Annotated in this window: 14 protein-coding genes; 9 read left to right on the top strand and 5 right to left on the bottom strand. The window is 69.9% G+C overall.

The genetic code is table 11. The annotated features are described in order from the left end of the window. The first annotated feature begins 41 nt into the window (after positions 1–41). The 7 genes from ABWV53_RS02720 (at position 42) to ABWV53_RS02690 (ending at position 7,997) form a co-directional block, all read left to right on the top strand. Positions 42–500, top strand: coding sequence for an Lrp/AsnC family transcriptional regulator (locus ABWV53_RS02720; RefSeq protein WP_353362643.1), 459 nt, complete (start codon positions 42–44; stop codon positions 498–500). Between the two features lie 170 nt (positions 501–670). Then, positions 671–1,930, top strand: a complete 1,260-nt coding sequence (urtA, locus tag ABWV53_RS02715) for an urea ABC transporter substrate-binding protein (protein WP_353362641.1) — start codon at positions 671–673, stop codon at positions 1,928–1,930. A gap of 162 nt (positions 1,931–2,092) precedes the next feature. Next, positions 2,093–3,673: an urea ABC transporter permease subunit UrtB gene (gene urtB, locus ABWV53_RS02710; RefSeq protein WP_353362639.1), complete on the top strand. Its 1,581-nt coding sequence runs from the start codon at positions 2,093–2,095 to the stop codon at positions 3,671–3,673. A gap of 17 nt (positions 3,674–3,690) precedes the next feature. Further along, a complete protein-coding gene (urtC, locus tag ABWV53_RS02705; RefSeq protein ID WP_353362637.1) occupies positions 3,691–4,872 on the top strand; it encodes an urea ABC transporter permease subunit UrtC in 1,182 nt (393 codons plus the stop codon). Beyond that, entirely contained in the window at positions 4,869–5,744 is an 876-nt protein-coding gene (gene urtD / locus ABWV53_RS02700; RefSeq protein WP_353362635.1) for an urea ABC transporter ATP-binding protein UrtD, read from the top strand. Before urtC ends, urtD begins: the two co-directional genes overlap by 4 nt. A gap of 814 nt (positions 5,745–6,558) precedes the next feature. Further along, a complete protein-coding gene (gene urtE, locus ABWV53_RS02695; RefSeq protein WP_353362633.1) occupies positions 6,559–7,263 on the top strand; it encodes an urea ABC transporter ATP-binding subunit UrtE in 705 nt (234 codons plus the stop codon). An 89-nt stretch (positions 7,264–7,352) separates the two neighbouring features. Beyond that, positions 7,353–7,997, top strand: a complete 645-nt coding sequence (locus ABWV53_RS02690; protein ID WP_353362631.1) for a LuxR C-terminal-related transcriptional regulator — start codon at positions 7,353–7,355, stop codon at positions 7,995–7,997. A gap of 148 nt (positions 7,998–8,145) precedes the next feature. Here the strand turns inward: ABWV53_RS02690 and ABWV53_RS02685 are convergent, their stop codons facing one another. Next, a complete protein-coding gene (locus ABWV53_RS02685) occupies positions 8,146–10,764 on the bottom strand; it encodes a hybrid sensor histidine kinase/response regulator (protein ID WP_353362754.1) in 2,619 nt (872 codons plus the stop codon). A gap of 259 nt (positions 10,765–11,023) precedes the next feature. Here ABWV53_RS02685 and ABWV53_RS02680 point away from each other — a divergent pair, with 259 nt between their 5' ends. After that, entirely contained in the window at positions 11,024–12,379 is a 1,356-nt protein-coding gene (locus ABWV53_RS02680) for a dicarboxylate/amino acid:cation symporter (protein ID WP_353362629.1), read from the top strand. 153 nt (positions 12,380–12,532) lie between these two features. Here ABWV53_RS02680 and ABWV53_RS02675 read toward each other — a convergent pair whose 3' ends face one another. Both ABWV53_RS02675 and ABWV53_RS02670 read right to left on the bottom strand, forming a co-directional pair. After that, a complete protein-coding gene (locus tag ABWV53_RS02675; protein ID WP_353362627.1) occupies positions 12,533–12,952 on the bottom strand; it encodes a RidA family protein in 420 nt (139 codons plus the stop codon). Beyond that, positions 12,949–14,034 carry an alanine racemase gene (locus ABWV53_RS02670; protein WP_353362752.1) on the bottom strand — a complete coding sequence of 362 codons (1,086 nt, stop codon included), beginning with the start codon at positions 14,032–14,034 and terminating at the stop codon, positions 12,949–12,951. Before ABWV53_RS02670 ends, ABWV53_RS02675 begins: the two co-directional genes overlap by 4 nt. 228 nt (positions 14,035–14,262) lie before the next feature. Between ABWV53_RS02670 and ABWV53_RS02665 the strand changes: the two genes are divergently transcribed. After that, complete coding sequence (locus tag ABWV53_RS02665; RefSeq protein WP_353362625.1) at positions 14,263–15,192, top strand: LysR family transcriptional regulator; 930 nt, start codon at positions 14,263–14,265, stop codon at positions 15,190–15,192. Positions 15,193–15,234: 42 nt separating this feature from the next. On the opposite strand, the gene ABWV53_RS02660 is transcribed toward ABWV53_RS02665, so the two are convergent. Next, on the bottom strand, positions 15,235–16,689 hold the full coding sequence (locus ABWV53_RS02660; RefSeq protein WP_353362623.1) for an aldehyde dehydrogenase family protein: 1,455 nt from the start codon (positions 16,687–16,689) through the stop codon (positions 15,235–15,237). Between the two features lie 212 nt (positions 16,690–16,901). Beyond that, entirely contained in the window at positions 16,902–17,657 is a 756-nt protein-coding gene (locus ABWV53_RS02655; protein WP_353362620.1) for a haloacid dehalogenase type II, read from the bottom strand. Positions 17,658–17,708 lie beyond the last annotated feature (51 nt).

Here is a 17,708-nt window from a genome sequence, read left to right as displayed (position 1 = left end):
CCTGCGTCGCCCTTCACTCCACCGCCCTTGGCGTCCACCCCATGCTCATCGACAAGAAAGACTGGTTGATCCTGCAGGCCCTGCAGACCGACGCCCGCCAGAGCCTGGCCGCGCTGGGCAAGCGCATCGGCCTGTCGCAGCCGGCAATGAGCGAGCGCGTGCGCAAGCTGGAAGCGGCCGGCGTGATCGAAGGCTACAGCGCGCAGGTGAACCTGCAGAAGATCGGCGTGGGCCTGGTGGCCATCATCCGCATCGAAACCACGCATGAAGGCATCGCGCCCTACCTGCGGCTCTTCGGCGCCATGCCCGAGGTGCTGCAGGCCGACCGCGTGACCGGGCAGGACTGCTTCATCGTGCGCTGCGCGATCGCCGAGCCGGCCGACCTGCAGCGGGTGGTGGATGCGCTGGCCGTGCATGGCGCGGTCACCACGTCGCTGGTGCTGTCCAGCCCGGTGCGCAAGCGCGACACGGTGCAGGCGCTGCGCATGCCCGCGCGCTGAAGGGGAGCGCGCCCGCGTCGCGGCCGGCATGCGGCATGCGGCCCACCGTACGCCATGTGGCGTATTTGCGGCGCGCAGGGCGGCTTTCAGAATCGGTTCCATCGATGGAGATCGGGCGCCTGGCGCCGGCTCCACGACCGTGTCCTTACCACCCTATGGAGCCGTACCTCATGCAACGTCGATTCACCCTCAAGGCCCTTACCGCTGCCGTGGCGCTTGCCAGCGCCGGCATCACCGCCCACGCGGCCGACACCATCAAGGTCGGCGTGCTGCACAGCCTCTCGGGCACCATGGCCATCTCGGAAACCGTGCTCAAGGACACGGTGCTGATGGCCATCGACGACATCAACGCCAAGGGCGGCGTGCTGGGCAAGAAGCTCGAGCCGGTGGTGGTGGACCCGGCCTCCAACTGGCCCCTCTTCGCCGAGAAGACCAAGCAGCTGCTGGGCCAGGACAAGGTCTCGGTCATCTTCGGCTGCTGGACCAGCGTGAGCCGCAAGTCGGTGCTGCCCGTGGTCGAGGAGATGAACGGCCTCCTGTTCTACCCCGTGCAGTACGAGGGTGAAGAGCTGTCCAAGAACGTGTTCTACACCGGCGCCGCGCCCAACCAGCAGGCCATTCCCGCGGTGGACTACCTGATGAGCAAGGACGGCGGCAGTGCCAAGCGCTGGGTGCTGCTGGGCACCGACTACGTCTACCCCCGCACCACCAACAAGATCCTGCGCGCCTACCTCAAGTCGAAGGGCGTGAAGGACTCCGACATCGACGAGAAGTACACCCCCTTCGGCCACAGCGACTACCAGACCATCGTGGCCGACATCAAGAAGTTCAGCCAGGGCGGCAAGACGGCGGTGGTCTCCACCATCAACGGCGACTCCAACGTGCCCTTCTACAAGGAACTGGGCAACGCCGGCCTGAAGGCCAAGGACGTGCCGGTCGTCGCCTTCAGCGTGGGCGAGGAAGAGCTGCGCGGCGTGGACACCAAGCCGCTGGTCGGCCACCTGGCGGCATGGAACTACTTCATGTCGATCAAGAACCCCACCAACACCGCCTTCATCAAGCAGTGGAGCGACTACGCCAAGGCCAAGAACATTCCGGGCCACAAGGACAAGCCGCTGACCAACGACCCGATGGAAGCGACCTGGATCGGCATCCACATGTGGAAGCAGGCCGTCGAGAAGGCCAAGAGCACCGACGTGGACAAGGTGATCGCCGCGATGGCCGGCCAGACCTTCCAGGCGCCCAGCGGCATCGTCAGCAAGATGGACGAGAAGAACCACCACCTGCACAAGAGCGTGTTCATCGGCGAGATCAAGGCCGATGGCCAGTTCAACGTGGTGTGGAAGACGCCCGGCCCGGTCCAGGCCAAGCCGTGGAGCCCTTACATCGAGGGCAATGACAAGAAGAAGGACGAACCCGAAAAGAAGTGACACCCCCCTGAGGCGCTGCGCGCCTTCACCCCCTCTCTCACGCTTCGCGTGGGAGGGGGGACGACGCCAGCGGCCGGGCGAAGCCCGTTCCGCGGCGTCTGCTGGTCTGGGGTGTGGCTAGCGCTCTGCTTCTTCTGACGTTTTGCTCCGGGTTTCACTTCCATGCTTTTTTCTACGTTCCACCGCCTTGTCGCCTGCCTGCTGCTGTGCGCCGCAGCGCAGGCGCATGCGCTCACGGCCGAGGCCGCGCGGGCCATGGCTGCGGGCGATACCGACGAGCGCATCGCGGCGCTGCAGCAGGCCATTGCGACGCCCGATGACGCCACGGTGGCGTTCATCCGGGCGATGGCGGACGATTCGGTCAAGATCGCGAGCGGCAAGGCCATCGTCGTCAAGGACGACAAGGGGCTGGACCCGGTGACGGGCGCGACCGTGCCGGTGCCGGCCGACGCCGAGGACATCGTCAACAACAACCGCATGCGCGGCGAATTCGACGCCGCGCTGGCGTCGCTGCAGCTGCTGTCGTCCGACGTGGCGCAGCGCCGCGCCGCCGTCGACGCGCTGCGCGAAGAGACCGACGAGGCGCGCCTGCCGCTCATCGAAAAGGCCCTGGCGGCCGAGCAGGACGCGGGCCTGAAAAGCCGGCTCTCGGCCATCCGCGCGCGCATGCTGATCGGCAGCAGCGACCCGGCCCGCCGGCTCGAGGCGGCGAACCAGCTGGCCGAAAGCGGCAACCCCGCCACGCGCACCGTGCTGCTGGAGCAGTTGCGTGCCGAACAAGACCCCCAGGCCCGGGCCGCCATGCAGGCCGCGCTCAAGCGCGTGGAAGACCGCCTGCAGTGGGGCGAGCGCCTGGCCGCGCTGTTCTCGGGCATCAGCCTGGGCTCCATCCTGCTGCTGGTGGCGCTGGGCCTGGCCATCACCTACGGACTGATGGGCGTGATCAACATGGCGCACGGCGAGCTGATGATGATCGGCGCCTACGCCACCTACGTCATGCAGGGCCTGTTCCAGAAATACCTGCCGGGCGCCTTCGACTGGTACCTGGTCGCGGCCGTGCCGGTGGCCTTTTGCGCGTCGGCGCTGATGGGCGCGGTGCTGGAGCGCGGCGTGATCCGCTTCCTCTACGGCCGCCCGCTGGAAACCCTGCTGGCCACCTGGGGCATCAGCCTCGTGCTGCAGCAACTGGTGCGCACCGTGTTCGGCGCGCAGAACGTGGGCGTGGAGAACCCCGCGTGGATGAGCGGCGGCGTGCAGCTGATGGACAACCTGCAGCTGCCCTGGAACCGCCTGGTCATCGTCGCCTTCGCCTTCGCGGTGCTGGCGGGCGTGGCCTTCCTCATCAGCCGCACGCGCCTGGGTTTGTTCGTTCGCGGCGTCACGCAGAACCGGCCCATCGCCTCGTGCATGGGCGTGAACACGGCGCGCGTCGACACCTATGCCTTCGCGCTGGGCTCGGGCATCGCTGGCCTGGCCGGCTGCGCCCTGAGCCAGGTCGGCAACGTGGGGCCGGACCTGGGCCAGAGCTACATCGTGGACGCCTTCATGGTGGTGGTGCTGGGCGGTGTGGGCCAGCTGGCCGGCACCGTGTATGCGGCGCTGGGCCTGGGCGTGCTGAACAAGTTCCTGGAAGGCTGGACCGGCGCCGTGCTGGCCAAGATCGCCGTGCTGGTGCTCATCATCATCTTCATCCAGAAGCGGCCGCAGGGCATCTTCGCGGTCAAGGGGCGTACCGCTGATTGAGCGGATCGAGACAGAACATGACGACGACTACGCCTTCCTCCTCCATCCAACTGCCTGCACCTGCACCGCTGCTCACCCGCGGCGGCTGGTCGGCTTTCATCGTGGCGCTCATCGTGGTGTGCGCCGTGGCCCCGGTGCTCAACCTGTGGGTGCCCGCCGGCAGCCCGCTCCACCTGTCGGACTACGCCGTGGCGCTGCTGGGCAAGATCATGTGCTATGCCATCTGCGCGCTGGCCATGGACCTGATCTGGGGCTACACCGGCATCCTGAGCCTGGGCCACGGCCTCTTTTTCGCCCTGGGTGGCTACGTGATGGGCATGTACCTCATGCGCCAGATCGGCCGCGACGGCAACTACCAGAGCGATCTGCCCGACTTCATGGTGTTCCTGGACTGGAAGGAGCTGCCCTGGCACTGGGCGCTGTCCGACAGCTTCGTCGCCACGCTCATCCTCGTCGTGGCGGTCCCGGGCATCGTGGCCTTCGTGTTCGGCTACTTCGCCTTCCGCTCGCGCATCAAGGGCGTGTACTTTTCGATCATCACGCAGGCCATGACGTACGCGGCCATGCTGCTCTTCTTCCGCAACGAGACGGGCTTCGGCGGTAACAACGGCTTCACCGATTTCAAGCGCATCCTGGGGCAACCCATCGCCACGCAGAACATGCGCATGCTGCTCTTCGTGCTCACGGGGCTGGCGCTGCTGGGCTTCTTCCTGCTGGGCCGCTGGCTGGTGCGCAGCAAATTCGGCCGCGTGCTGCAGGCGGTGCGCGACGCGGAGACGCGGGTCATGTTCTCGGGCTATTCGCCGCTGCCCTACAAGCTCACCATCTGGACCATCAGCGCCATGATGTGCGGCGTGGCCGGGGCGCTCTACGTGCCCCAGGTGGGCATCATCAACCCCGGCGAGATGAGCGCGGCCAACTCCATCGAGATCGCGGTCTGGGCGGCGGTGGGCGGGCGCGCCACGCTGATCGGGCCCATCGTGGGCGCCTTCATCGTCAACGGCGCCAAGAGCTGGCTCACCGTGACGGCGCCGGAATTCTGGCTGTACTTCCTGGGCGCGCTGTTCATCGCCGTGACGCTTTTCCTGCCCAACGGCGTGGTCGGCCTGCTGCGCCGGCCAAGGAAGTCCGCAGCAGCAGCAGCAGCCGAAGGCGCCAACGCCGCGAGCCTGCGCAAAGAGGAGGGCACGGCCCCATGACCCCCGACCTGATGGAAGAAGGCGCGCGCCGCGTGGGCGGCACGCACGCCCCGGCCCCGCTGGGCCAGACCGAATCCGGCGGCCGCGCCGCAGGCTTCTCGCGCGTGGCGGTGCCCGGCGAGGTGGACGTGACGCACGGCCGCATCCTGTACCTGGAAGACGTGCACGTCAGCTTCGACGGCTTCAAGGCCATCAACGGCCTGAACCTCGACATCGCGCCCGGCGAGCTGCGCTGCATCATCGGCCCGAACGGCGCTGGCAAGACGACGATGATGGACATCATCACCGGCAAGACCCGGCCGGACCGGGGCACGGTGTTCTTCGGCAGCACCATCGACCTGCTGCGCCACAACGAGCCGCAGATCGCCGCCCTGGGCATCGGCCGCAAGTTCCAGAAGCCCACGGTGTTCGAGCAGCTCACGGTGTTCGAGAACCTCGAACTCGCCCTGAAGACGCACAAGGGCGTGGCCTCGTCGATGTTCTTCAAGCTCGACTCGGCCCAGTCGGACCGCCTGGCCGACGTGCTGCAGACCATCCATCTGGCCCATCAGCCTGCGCGGCCGGCGGGTGAGTTGAGCCACGGGCAGAAGCAGTGGCTGGAGATCGGGATGCTCTTGATGCAGGACCCGAAGCTGCTGCTGCTCGACGAGCCGGTGGCGGGCATGACCGACGACGAGACGGCGCGCACGGCCGAGCTGTTTCTGTCCCTGAAAGGCAAGCACTCGCTGATGGTGGTGGAGCACGACATGTCGTTCATCCGGACGATTTCGGAGAAGGTGACGGTGCTCTGTGATGGGGCGGTGTTGGCGGAGGGGACGTTGGATGAAGTGCAGGGGGATGAGAGGGTGATCGAGGTTTATTTGGGGCGGTGATGACTTGCTTGTTTGGCTGTTGCTGTGGGTTTGCTTCCCGGGGCCGGGATGTGCGCCCGGCGGCGCACTCACTTTCTTTTGCTTCGCCAAAAGAAAGTAAGCAAAGAAAAGGCGACCCCCAGTCTGCGACCCCTTCGCTGCGCTACGGGGCGGACCTGCGGCGGGGCGCTTGCGGGGTGCCGCCGCAGAACTCACTTCGCGCTGGCGCGCTCCGTTCAAACAGCCGCGGCGAGTCAGAGCTTGAAGCATGCGTGTCCTTCGGCACGCATGCGCACCCCGCAAGCGCCCCGCCGCAGGCGCAGCCAGCAGGGGTGGGACAGCCCGATCCGGGCCATCGCTGCGCTTGGCCTGGAGCGCAGCGCGCAGCGCGCGCGTTGGGGGCCGAGCGCAGCGATGGCCCGAGTGGCTCCCCACTCCCTTCTGTGCGTGCCGAGAAGCGCAGGGCGGCGGGTGCGTGCGTGTGCCGAAGGACACACGCACTTCGTGCACTGACTTGCCGCAGCTGTCTGAACGGAGCGCACGCAGTGCGCGCAGTGAGTTCTGCGGCAGCACCCGCCGACCGAGCATCGCAGGTTGCCCCGGAGCGCAGCGGAGGGGACGCGCACAGCAGGGTCGCCTTTCTTTTGGGTCCTTTTCTTTGGCGAAGCAAAGAAAAGGACCTCGCCCGCCGGGGCGAGACCCGGCCCCGGGAAGCAGCGGCCCAGCAGCAGTCCACCCAGCCCCAAGCCCAGAAAAATAACACTCGGGAACTACTAATTTAATAGCATCCGGCCCAGGCAGATCAAGCGCTCCAAGCCCAAAAGACTTCAAACCCATGCTCACCGTCCAAAACCTCCACCAATACTACGGCGGCTCCCACATCCTCCGCGACGTGAGCCTTACCGCCTCCCCCGGCAAGGTCACCGTCCTGCTCGGCCGCAACGGCGTCGGCAAGACCACGCTGCTCAAAAGCCTGATGGGCCTCGTGCCCATCAAGAGCGGCACCATCACGTTCGACGGCCAGCCCATCCAGGGCAAGACCCCCTACGAACGGGCCCGCGCCGGCATCGGCTTCGTGCCCCAGGGCCGCGAGATCTTCGGCCGGCTCTCGGTGGAGGAAAACCTGCGCATGGGCCTGGCCTACAAGAGCGCGTCCACCCCTGTGCCCGAGCACCTCTACACCCTGTTCCCCGTGCTCAAGCAGATGCTGGGCCGCCGGGGCGGGGACCTGTCGGGCGGGCAGCAGCAGCAGCTGGCCATCGCCCGGGCGCTGGCGCCCAGCCCGCGCCTCTTGATCCTGGACGAGCCCACCGAGGGCATCCAGCCCAGCATCATCAAGGACATCGGCCGCGTCATCCGCAAGCTAGCGGACGAGGGCCTCGACGGCCACCCGGTCGCGGTGCTGCTGTGCGAGCAGTACTACGACTTCGCCGAAGAGCTGGCCGACGAGTACCTGGTGATGGAACGGGGCGAAGTGATCGCGCGCGGGCCGGGCAGCGAGATGCAGGAAAAGGGCATCCAGCGGCTCGTCGCGATCTGACGGGCGGCGCCAGCCTCCCTCCCGCCGCGAAGAGCCCGCGGTCGCGGCCCCGGTGCACGGAGCGCGGCGTCCGTGGCAGACTGCGGCCCATGTCCGAGCCCACGCTGCTGGTCGCAGATGACCACCCCCTGTTCCGTGCCGCCGTGCTGCACGTGCTGCGCCAGCGGCTGCCGCAGATGCGCACGCTGGAGGCCGCCAGCGCGGCCACGCTGGGCACGGCGCTGCAGGAGCATCCCGAGGTCGAGCTGGTCCTGCTGGACCTGACCATGCCCGGCACGCGCGGTTTCTCTGCGCTGCTGCACGTGCGCGGCGAATATCCGCAGCTGCCGGTGGTGGTGATCTCGTCCAACGACCACCCCAAGGTGATCCGCCGCGCGCAGCAGTTCGGCGCGGCGGGCTTTATCCCGAAGTCGGCGCCGGCCGAGGCGATGGGCGATGCGATCGTGGCGGTGCTCGATGGCGGCAGCTGGTTCCCGCCCATGGCCGAGGAGCGGTCCGAGGCCGATGCGCAGCTGGCCGCCCGGTTGGCGCAGCTCACGCCGCAGCAGTTCCGCGTGCTGCTGTGCCTGGCCGACGGCCTGCTGAACAAGCAGATCGCCCACGAACTGGGCCTGGCCGAGAACACCGTGAAGGTGCATGTCACCGCCATCTTCAAGAAGCTGGAGTGCTACAGCCGCACCCAGGCGGCGGTGCTGGTGAAAAGCCTGGACGCGGAAACCAGCCCCGAGCCCTGAAGCCAAGCTCAAGCTGACGCTGACGCGCCTGTCTGGCGATCGCGCAGATCGCTGGTTGAATTTCCGAGTCAAAAAGGCCTCTGGCGCTTGATACATAAGCGCCGGCAGCTATCATTTTTGATGAATTGGGGCCTTGCCACACCCCGGCTCAGGTCCGCTGGCTTTCCTGCAGCCGCAGCAGCGTCTGGCTGATGAGCGCGCGCAGCGCAGGGGCGCGCACCGGCTTGGCGAGAAAGCCCCAGCCACGTTCGGCCGCCTGGCGGCGCAGCGTGGCGTCGCCCTCGGCCGTGACCAGGATGACCGCCGGTGTCTGGCCCCAGCGCTCGCACAGGGCGGCATAGACGTCCGGGCCGTGGCGGCCGTCCCCCAGGTGCACCTCCAGCAGCACCAGCTGGGGCGCCTGGCCGGGCCGGGCCTGGGCCAGCGCCTGGGCGGCGCCGGCGGCCAGCGGCACCTCGCAACCCCAGCGCTGCAGCAGCGCCTGGGTGGCGGCGCGGGCCGGACCATCGTCTTCAATGACCCAGGCGCTGCTGCCGTGCAGCGGCGCGTCGGTGGACGGGCCGGTGGCGGCGGGTGGCGGAGCGATGCGCAGCAGGGCGGCAGGGTCGCCCAGCGGCACGCGCACCCAGAACACGCTGCCGCGCCCCAGTTGGGAGCTGAGGCCGATCTCGTGGCCCAGCAGCCGGCCCAGCCGCTCGACGATGGCCAGGCCCAGGCCGGCGCCGCGGTCGTCGGCGTGGCCTTCGTCGAGGCGGCGGAACTCCTCGAAGATCTCGCGCTGCAGCGACTCGGCGATGCCCGGACCCTGGTCGTGCACCTCGATGCGCACATGGCCGTCCCCCTCGCGGCGGCAGCCCACCACGATGCGCCCGCGCCGGCTGTAGCGGATGGCGTTGGAGACGAAGTTCTGCACGATGCGGCGCAGCAGGTTTTCATCGGTGCGCACCACCGCCCGGGTGGCCACGCAGTCCAGCCGCAGGCCGCGCTGCTCGGCCAGCACGCCGAAGTTGTGGCCCAGCACCTGCAGCAGCGGCCCCAGCGCCACGTCGCGCACGTGCACTTCGAGCTGGCCCGACTCCATGCGGGCGATGTCCAGCAGGCTGCTGAGGATGGCGTCCTGCGAGGCCAGCGCGCCCTCGATGCGGTCCACCGCGTGCCGCTCCGCCTCGTCCAGCGTGTGGCCGCGCAAGAGCGACGTGAACATGCGCGCCGCGTTCAGCGGCTGCAGCAGGTCGTGCACGGCGGCGGCGACGAAGCGGCTCTTGGAGCGGTTGGCGCGCACGGCCTCCTGCCGGGCGGCCTCCAGGTCGCGGGTGCGGTCGGCCACGCGCTGCTCCAGGGCGTCGGCCAGCGAGCGCAGTTCACGGGCGGCGTTCTTGTAGCTGGTGATGTCGGCGTAGCTGGTGACGAAGCCGCCCTCGGGCAGGGGGTTGCCGCGGATCTCCAGCACCGTGCCGTCGTCCTTGGCGCTTTCGTGCAGGTGCGGCGTGCCGCTGCGCAGGTGCGCCAGCCGGCGCTCGATGGCCTCCTGCATCGGCCCCGGGCCCAGCAGCCCGCGACGGGCGTTGTGGCGCAGCAGCGCCTCGATGGGCTGGCCCACGCGCATCAGGTAGGCCGGGTAGCGGAACAGCTGCACGTAGCGCGAGTTCCAGGCCACCAGCTTCAGGTCGGCGTCGATGATGACCACGCCCTGGGGCAGGTGCTCCAGGCTGCGCGACAGGCCCATGTCGGTCTGCTGCGCCGCCTGCTGCGCGGCCTGCACGATGCCGTCCTGGGCGGTGCGCAGCTCCTGCGCGTGCTGCTGCAGCACGGTTTCCAGCTCCTGCCGGCTGCGCAGCCGCAGGCGGGCCAGGCGCTGGCGCTGGCGCACGAACAGCACCAGCAGGCCCAGTGCCAGCCAGCCGCCCGCGCCGGCCGCGGCGGCCCAGCGGCTGTCGGCCAGGCTGCTGTGCGTCTCGTGCAGCAGGTGCAGCTGCCACGGCGTGCCCGGCACCGGCCGGCTGTGCCACAACCGGCGCCCCGCCAGGGCCGGCGCCTGCATGCTGACCACCTGGCCGCCGCCCTCCAGGCGTTCGGTGACGCGGTAGTCCAGCGGGCGCAGCGGCTGGTCGGCGTATTGGCGCGTGGCGTTCAGCTCGGCGCGCGCCTCGTCGTCCAGCGGGTGCAGCAGGCGGTAGCGCCAGGCGTCCTGGCTGGCCAGGAACAGCACGCCATGCGCGTCGGAGGCGAGCACGATGTCCGGCGTCTGCAGCCATTCCCGCTCCAGCTCCTGCAGGGCGATCTTGATGGCCACCAGGCCGATGGTGCGGCCCTGCTCGTCGCGGATGGACTGCGACAGGAAGTAGCCCGGCTCGCCGGTCGTCACGCCGATGCCGTAGAAGCTGCCGCTGCCCTGCGCCAGCGCCTGCTGCACGTAGGGCCGGAAGCTGTAGTCCACCCCCACGTTGCTGGTGCGGGTGCGCCAGTTGCTGGCGGCGATGGCCCGGCCCTGGGCGTTCAGCAGCGTCAGCGTGGACGACTGGCTCGCGCCGTTGGCCCGCTCCAGCTTGTGGTTGAGCCGCTCCACCTCCTGCGGTGCCAGCCGCCGGGTGAGCGCGGAACGCAACTGGTCGTCGAGCGCCAGCACCTCGGGCAGCGTGCGGTAGCGGTCGATGCGCTGCTCCAGCGTCTGCCCGTAGAGCGCCAGCTGCCGCTCCACCGTGTCGCTCTCTTCCCGCAGCGAGTGCCGCCAGGCCAGGTGGCCGGCCAGGAACATGCTGGCGGCCATGCCGCCGAAGAGGACCAGCAGCGTCCAGAGGACGGATCGGGAGGGGGAGGGCAAGCGCACGCAGCGATTGTCCCCCGCCGCATCGTCGGCGACCGTTGCAGGGCTTCCCTAGGGATTTCCCTATGTTGGTGCGGCCTTCCATAGGGGCGCGTGGCCCCGTAATACCAATAGGTTATCGGCCGCCAGGGGGGGCGGCGGTACAACCGGCACCCTTGACTGCACCCACGCGGTGCACCGCCCAGCGTCCGGAGACCCCACCATGCAACCCATCCCCACCGCCGACATCCGCCATCCGCGGCTGCCCCTGCCTTTCTACCGCCAGCTGTACTTCCAGGTGGTGGTCGCCATCATCCTCGGCGTGCTGCTGGGCCACTTCGAGCCCGCCTGGGGCGCGGCGCTCAAGCCGCTGGGCGATGCCTTCATCAAGCTCATCAAGATGATCATCGCGCCGGTCATCTTCCTGACCATCGTCACCGGCATCGCCGGCATGACCCAGCTCAGCAGCGTCGGCCGCGTGTTCGGCAAGGCCATGGCGTACTTCCTGACCTTCTCCACGCTGGCCCTGGTGGTCGGCCTGGTCGTCGCCAACGTGATGCAGCCGGGCGCCGGCATGCACATCAACCCGGCCGACCTGGACCAGAAGGAAGTCACCTCGTACGTGGCCAAGTCGCACGAGATGACCCTGACCGGCTTCGTGATGGACATCATCCCCAAGACGCTGGTCAGCCCATTCGTGGGCGACAACATCCTGCAGGTGCTGCTGGTGGCCGTGCTGTTCGGCGTGGCGCTGGCGCTGTCGGGTGAGACCGGCCGGCCGGTGCACAATTTCCTGGAAGCGCTCACCGTGCCCGTGTTCAAGGTCGTGCACATCGTGATGAAGGCCGCTCCCATCGGCGCGTTCGGCGCCATGGCCTTCACCATCGGCAAGTTCGGCGTGGGCTCGCTGCTCAATCTGGCCGGGCTGGTGGCCACGTTCTACATCACCTCGCTGCTGTTCGTTGTCGTCATCCTGGGCGCCGTGGCGCGCGCCTGCGGGTTCTCGGTGTTCAAGCTCATCAAGTACCTGAAGGCCGAACTGCTGCTGGTGCTGGGCACCTCGTCGTCGGAATCGGCCCTGCCGTCGCTGATGGAGAAGATGGAGCGCGCCGGCTGCAAGAAGTCCGTCGTCGGCCTGGTCGTGCCCACCGGCTATTCGTTCAACCTGGACGGCACCAACATCTACATGACGCTGGCGGCGCTCTTCATCGCCCAGGCCACCGACACGCACCTCACGCTGGGCCACCAGGTCGCCCTGCTGCTGGTCGCGATGCTGTCGTCCAAGGGCGCGGCCGGCGTGACCGGCGCGGGCTTCATCACCCTGGCCGCCACCCTGGCCGTGGTGCCGGAGGTGCCGGTCGCCGGCATGGCGCTCATCCTGGGCGTGGACCGTTTCATGAGCGAATGCCGCTCGCTCACCAACTTCATCGGCAACGCCGTGGCCACGGTGGTCGTGTCGCGCTGGGAAAACGCCCTGGACCACGACCGCCTGGACGCGGCCCTGGACGGCCACCCGCTGCCCGCGCCGGCGGTGGTCGCCGATGTGCCGGTGGTGGTGGCCGGCCGGCCCGCCGTCTGATCGCAGCCAGCAGCCGGCTACGCCCGGCGCTGCCAACGACAAGAGCCCCCGCAGCGCCGCTGCGGGGGCTCTTTGCATTTCCGGGCTCCGCCGCCGGTTTTTCTTCAGCGATTCGGCCCGGCGTGCCCGTCCGTCGCCTCCGCCAGCGCCGATTCAGGCCGCTGCGTGCGGCTGCACCGCGACGGCATCGATTTCCACCAGGTAGCCATGGTGCAGCTCGGGCACCGGCACCACGCTGCGGGCCGGGCGGGCGTCGCCCAGCAGCGCGCCGTAGACGGCGTTGAAGCGCGGCCAGTGGCCCACGCCGACGATGTAGGCCGTGACCTTGACAAGGTCCTGGGGGCCGCAGCCGGCCGCCTTCAGCACCGCGAGCAGGTTGCGCACCGCCTGCTCCGCCTGGGCGTCGAAGCCGCTGTCTTCGAGCGGCAGGCCGTCCGGGCGGATGGGCAACTGGCCCGAGACGTACACCTGGCCCCGCGAGACGATGGCCTGGGTGTAGTGCCCGGCGGGCGCTGGGGCCTGGTCCGTCAGCACGTGGGTCAGCACGTGGGCCACGGTGGGGGCGCCGTTCATTGCCAGCCTCCGAAGCGTGGCCATTCGGCCTCCACCCGGTCCGACGTGCCGCGCACCACGTGGTAGCTGCGGTGCTGGGCGCCGGTGGCGCAGGCGTGGTTCGGCAGGATGCGGACCTGCTCGCCGATGGCGAGCTGCGGCAGCGCGCGGCCGGAGCCGGGGCGCACGGTGATGATGCCGTGCTCCTGGTTGGCATCGGCGACGATCACGTCGCCATAGGGCCGGCCCGCGCTGTCGCACACCAGGCCGTAGCCCTGGTTCACGGCCTGCCGCGAGGTGCCCTTGTCCTGCGACATGGCCATCCAGCCCGCGTCGATCAGGATCCAGCCCTTGTCGTGCTGGTGGCCGATCACGGTGGCCAGCACCGACAGGGCGATGTCGTCGACCTGGCAGACGCCGATGCCGGCCATCACCAGGTCGAAGAACATGAAGACGCCCGCCCGTACTTCCGTCACGCCCGCGAGGTCGCTGGCATGGTGGGCCGTGGGCGTGGAGCCGACGCTGCGCACAGGGCAGGCGAGGCCCGCGTCCTGCAGGATGGTGGCGGCATCCACCACGCTGCGCCGCTCGGTCTCAGCGCACTGCTGCAGCGCCTCGGCCCCTCGCGCGGCGTAGCTGCCGCCCGCGTGGGTGAGCACGCCGCGCAGCTCGGCCCCCTCCTGCAGCGCCTGGCCGATGGCGACGAGGCGCTCGCGGTCGGTGGGCAGCACGCCGGAGCGGTGGCCGTCGCAGTCGATCTCGATCAGCGCCGGAATGCGCATGCCGGCCGCGCGCGAGGCGGCGGCGACGGCCTGCGCCTGCTCCACCGTGTCCAGCACCACCGCGAGGTCGGCGCCCGAGGCGCGCAGCGCGACCACCTGGCCGAGCTTGGAGGGCGCGATGCCCACCGCATAGATCAGGTCGCGCACGCCGGCGGCGATGAACTGCTCCGCCTCCTTGAGCGTGGAGACGGTGGCGGGGCCTTCGGGCGACGTCATGGCGCGCCGGGCGACCTCCACGGACTTGGCCGTCTTCAGGTGCGGCCGGAACGACACGCCCAGCCCATGCAGGCGGCCGCGCAGGCGGGCGATGTTGCGCTCCATGCGGTCGGCGTCCAGCACGAGGCAGGGGGTTTCCAGGTCGGCGAGCGTGGTCGCGGACGCGGCGGCGGTGGGGTGCTCGAGGGCAAGGGGGGTGTTCAAGGTATCTCTCCGTCAATGGGGGCGAAGCGCCGGCCGGCCCTGCCGGGCTGTGGGCAGCAGCCTCCGCACAGACCGATGATGCGCCGGAATGCTGCAGATTAGAATTAATGCAAACTGCATGGCTTGTTAATGACCAGATTAATGATCGGCTCGGACGACCTGGCGTTCTTCGGCGTGCTGGCGCAGTCGGCGTCGCTCGCCGAATGCGCCCGCAGGCTCGACGTGACGCCGCCGGCGGTGACGCAGCGGCTGCGGGCGCTGGAAGAGCGCATCGGCATCCGGCTGGTGGACAGGTCCGGGCGCGGCATGAGCCTGACCGACGAGGGCGCGCTGGTGCTGGCCCACGGCACGGTGGTGAGCGATGCGCTGGAGGCCTTGTCGGAGGCGCTGTCGGACCGCAAGAAATCGGTCACCGGGCACCTGCGGGTCGCAGCGCCCCATGGCTTCGGGCGCCTGCACGTCGCGCCTGTGGTGGACGGCTTCGCCCGTGCGCACCCCGGCGTCACCGTCACGCTGGACCTGTCGGACCACCCGGGCGCGCGCCTGCTGGAGAGCAGCGACGTGGTCGTGCACATCGGGCCGCCCCCGCACCTCGACGAAGTGGTGACCACGCTGGCGCCCAACCGGCGCATCCTCTGCGCCAGCCCGGCCTACCTGGCGGGCGGCCCGCCTCTGCGCTCGCCCGCCGATCTGGCGCGGCACCGCTGCCTGGTCGTGCGGGAGAACGACGAAGACGTCACGCTCTGGCGCTTCACGCACCCGTCCAGCCCGCCCAGCACGGTACGCATCCACCCCACCCTGTGCAGCAACGACGGTGCCGTGGTGCGCGATTGGGCCGTCGCGGGGCAGGGCGTGACCATCCGGTCGGAATGGGACGTGGCGGATGACCTGGCGCAGCGGCGGCTCAAGCGGCTGCTGGCCCCGTGGGAGCCGCCGGCCGCGGACGTGATCGCCCTGCTGGGCACCCGGGCGGCGCGCAGCGCCCGCACCACCGCGTTCGTGGCGCTGCTGCGCCAGTCGCTGTCGCCCACGCCGTGGCGGCACAAGGCCCGGTCCTGAGGGCATTGCCACAGGGACGCCGCCCCGCCGCCGCGGGTGTGCTCAATACCCCAGCACGGCCTTGGTCTCGAGGTATTCCTGCAGCCCCTCGACGCCGTATTCGCGCCCGTTGCCCGAGCGCTTGTAGCCGCCGAACGGGGCGTGCGGGCTCCAGGCGGGGTTGTTGATGTGCACCTGGCCAGAGCGGATGCGCAGGGGCACCGCACGTGCCTGGGCCAGGTCGCGGCCCTGCACATGGGCGCCCAGGCCGTAGACCGTGTCGTTGGCGATCTCCACCGCCTCGGCCACGGTGTCGTAGGGGATGATGGCAATCACCGGGCCGAAGATCTCTTCCTGCGCGATCTGCATCGACGAGCGCACGTCGGAAAACAGGGTGGGCCGGGCGTAGAAGCCCCGCTCCAGCCCCTCGGGCCGGCCGGGGCCGCCGCACACCAGGCGCGCGCCTTCCGCGATGCCGATGCCGATCATCTCCTGCACGCGGCGGAACTGCGCCCGGTTGGCCACCGGGCCGTGCGTGGTGGCCTCCGAGCGCGGATCGCCCACCACCATGGTGGCCACGGCCTGGGCGGCCAGGCGCTCCACCTCGGCCAGCCGCGCGCGCGGCACCACCATGCGCATCGGCGCGCTGCACGACTGGCCCACGTTGCGCATGCCCGCCGCCACCGCCGCCGGCACGGCCACCGCCAGGTCGGCGTCGGGCAGGATCACGTTGGGCGACTTGCCGCCCAGCTCCTGCGCCACCCGCTTGACGGTGGGTGCGGCCGCCTGCGCCACCAGCACGCCGGCGCGGGTGGAGCCGGTGATGGACACCATGTCCACGTCCGGGTGCGAGGCGAGCGCGGCGCCCACCTCGGGGCCTTCGCCGTTCACCAGGTTGAAGACGCCCGGCGGAAAGCCCGCGTCGTGCATCGCCTCGGCGAAGAGCAGGGCGCTGAAGGGGGAAAGCTCGCTGGGTTTGAGCACCACCGTGCAGCCCGCCGCCAGCGCAGGGCCCACCTTGGCGGTGATCTGGTAGAGCGGCCAGTTCCAGGGCGTGATCAGGCCGCACACGCCGATGGGCTCGCGCACGATGGCCATGCCCTCTCGCTGGCTGACGAAGGCATAGCTGCCGGCCAGCTCGCAGGCGACGCGGATGTGCTCGGCCGCGATCGGCACCTGCGCCTGGCGGGCGACGGTGATGGCCGAGCCCATCTCCAGCGAGATGGCCTGGGCGAAGTCTTCCGCCCGCTCCAGCAGCAGGCGGTGCAGCGTGCCCAGCAGCGTGGCGCGCGTGCCGGGGACGGTGGCGGACCAGTCGGCGAATGCGCGCCGCGCCGCCGCCACGGCGGCCGCCACCTCCTGCGCGTTGCCCAGGGCGATGTCCGCCACGGCCTCCTCGGTGGATGGGTCGGTGACGGTGGCGCGGGCGCGCCCCTGGGGCGGCAGCCATTCGCCGTTCAAAAATATGCGGTCCAGGCGGCCGTCGCGGGCCAGGCGGTCGATGAGGGAGAGGGTCATGGGGAGGAGTCGGGCGGGTGGGCAGGCGCCGCGTCGTGCAAGGCGGCTTCCAGGGACGGACATTGCACCATGCGGCCCCAGGCAGCCGATGGTGAAAAACGGCCCTCGGCGGCGCAAAGCTGCGGTTTTGCCCGGCCCTTGCGGCATGCCCTGCGTCGCGTGGCCGGCCCGGCAGGTCGCCCGGTGCGCGGCCCGTGCGCGCGCGGTCCGGATCAGGTGCGGGGAGCCAGGTCGGTCTCGTCGTCCGGTTCGCCCTCCGGCACACCCAGCTGCCGCGCCAGCGCGAGCAGGCTGTCCACGTGCAGGTCGTTGCCCGCGCGCGGCGACACGTCCTTGGGGTGGGCCGCGCCGAACTCCAGCGGCCGTTCCACATAAGCCGTGCGCAGCCCGCAGGCCCGGGCGGCCTCCAGGTCGTCGTGGTGCGCGGCCACCAGCATCACCTCGCCGGGCGACAGGTCGAACGTTCGCGCCACGCCCAGGTAGGTGGCCGGGTCGGGCTTGTAGGCGCGGAACACCTCGGCGCTGAGGATGCAGTCCCAGGGCAGGCCGGCGCGCTTGGCCATGTGGGTGAGCAGCCCGATGTTGCCGTTGGAGAGCGTGGTGAGGGTGTAGCGGGCCTTGAGCCGCCGCAGGCCCGCCACGCTGTCGGGCCAGGGCGCGAGGCGGTGCCACACCCGGTTCAGGTGCTGCCGCTCGGCCTCGGTCAGGTGCTGCAGGCCGAAGCGGGGCAGCAGTTCGTCCAGGATGAGGCGGTGCAGCTCGTCAATGCGCGTCCAGCCCAGCTCGCCGCTGCGCACGCGCTGCATGGCCGGCTGGTAGCCCGCGCGCCAGGCGAGCGCAAAGGCATCGGCGTCCACGCCGGGGTGCAGTGACCGCATCTCGCGCACGATGCTGCCGTGCCAGTCCACCACGGTGCCGAAGATGTCGAAGGCCAGGACCTTCACGCCGTGCCAGGTAGGTGCGCTCATGCTGCTCGATCCTCGATGAAGTGCGGTGGAATGGGTGGCCATGATCGCACC

The sequence above is a fragment of the Acidovorax sp. FG27 genome, from assembly GCF_040365715.1.
Taxonomy (GTDB): Bacteria; Pseudomonadota; Gammaproteobacteria; order Burkholderiales; family Burkholderiaceae_C; genus Paracidovorax.
Note: the sequence above shows the minus strand (reverse complement) of the source record. Positions and strands in the feature narration are given on the sequence as shown.

What these genes read in the sequence shown, in the direction of transcription:
- ABWV53_RS02720 (WP_353362643.1), top strand. Translation starts at nt 42, where the DNA reads ATGCTCATCGACAAGAAAGACTGGTTGATCCTGCAGGCCCTGCAGACC.
- urtA (WP_353362641.1), top strand. Translation starts at nt 671, where the DNA reads ATGCAACGTCGATTCACCCTCAAGGCCCTTACCGCTGCCGTGGCGCTT.
- urtB (WP_353362639.1), top strand. Translation starts at nt 2,093, where the DNA reads ATGCTTTTTTCTACGTTCCACCGCCTTGTCGCCTGCCTGCTGCTGTGC.
- urtC (WP_353362637.1), top strand. Translation starts at nt 3,691, where the DNA reads ATGACGACGACTACGCCTTCCTCCTCCATCCAACTGCCTGCACCTGCA.
- urtD (WP_353362635.1), top strand. Translation starts at nt 4,869, where the DNA reads ATGACCCCCGACCTGATGGAAGAAGGCGCGCGCCGCGTGGGCGGCACG.
- urtE (WP_353362633.1), top strand. Translation starts at nt 6,559, where the DNA reads ATGCTCACCGTCCAAAACCTCCACCAATACTACGGCGGCTCCCACATC.
- ABWV53_RS02690 (WP_353362631.1), top strand. Translation starts at nt 7,353, where the DNA reads ATGTCCGAGCCCACGCTGCTGGTCGCAGATGACCACCCCCTGTTCCGT.
- ABWV53_RS02685 (WP_353362754.1), bottom strand. Translation starts at nt 10,764, where the DNA reads ATGGCCGCCAGCATGTTCCTGGCCGGCCACCTGGCCTGGCGGCACTCG.
- ABWV53_RS02680 (WP_353362629.1), top strand. Translation starts at nt 11,024, where the DNA reads ATGCAACCCATCCCCACCGCCGACATCCGCCATCCGCGGCTGCCCCTG.
- ABWV53_RS02675 (WP_353362627.1), bottom strand. Translation starts at nt 12,952, where the DNA reads ATGAACGGCGCCCCCACCGTGGCCCACGTGCTGACCCACGTGCTGACG.
- ABWV53_RS02670 (WP_353362752.1), bottom strand. Translation starts at nt 14,034, where the DNA reads ATGGAGCGCAACATCGCCCGCCTGCGCGGCCGCCTGCATGGGCTGGGC.
- ABWV53_RS02665 (WP_353362625.1), top strand. Translation starts at nt 14,263, where the DNA reads ATGACCAGATTAATGATCGGCTCGGACGACCTGGCGTTCTTCGGCGTG.
- ABWV53_RS02660 (WP_353362623.1), bottom strand. Translation starts at nt 16,689, where the DNA reads ATGACCCTCTCCCTCATCGACCGCCTGGCCCGCGACGGCCGCCTGGAC.
- ABWV53_RS02655 (WP_353362620.1), bottom strand. Translation starts at nt 17,657, where the DNA reads ATGAGCGCACCTACCTGGCACGGCGTGAAGGTCCTGGCCTTCGACATC.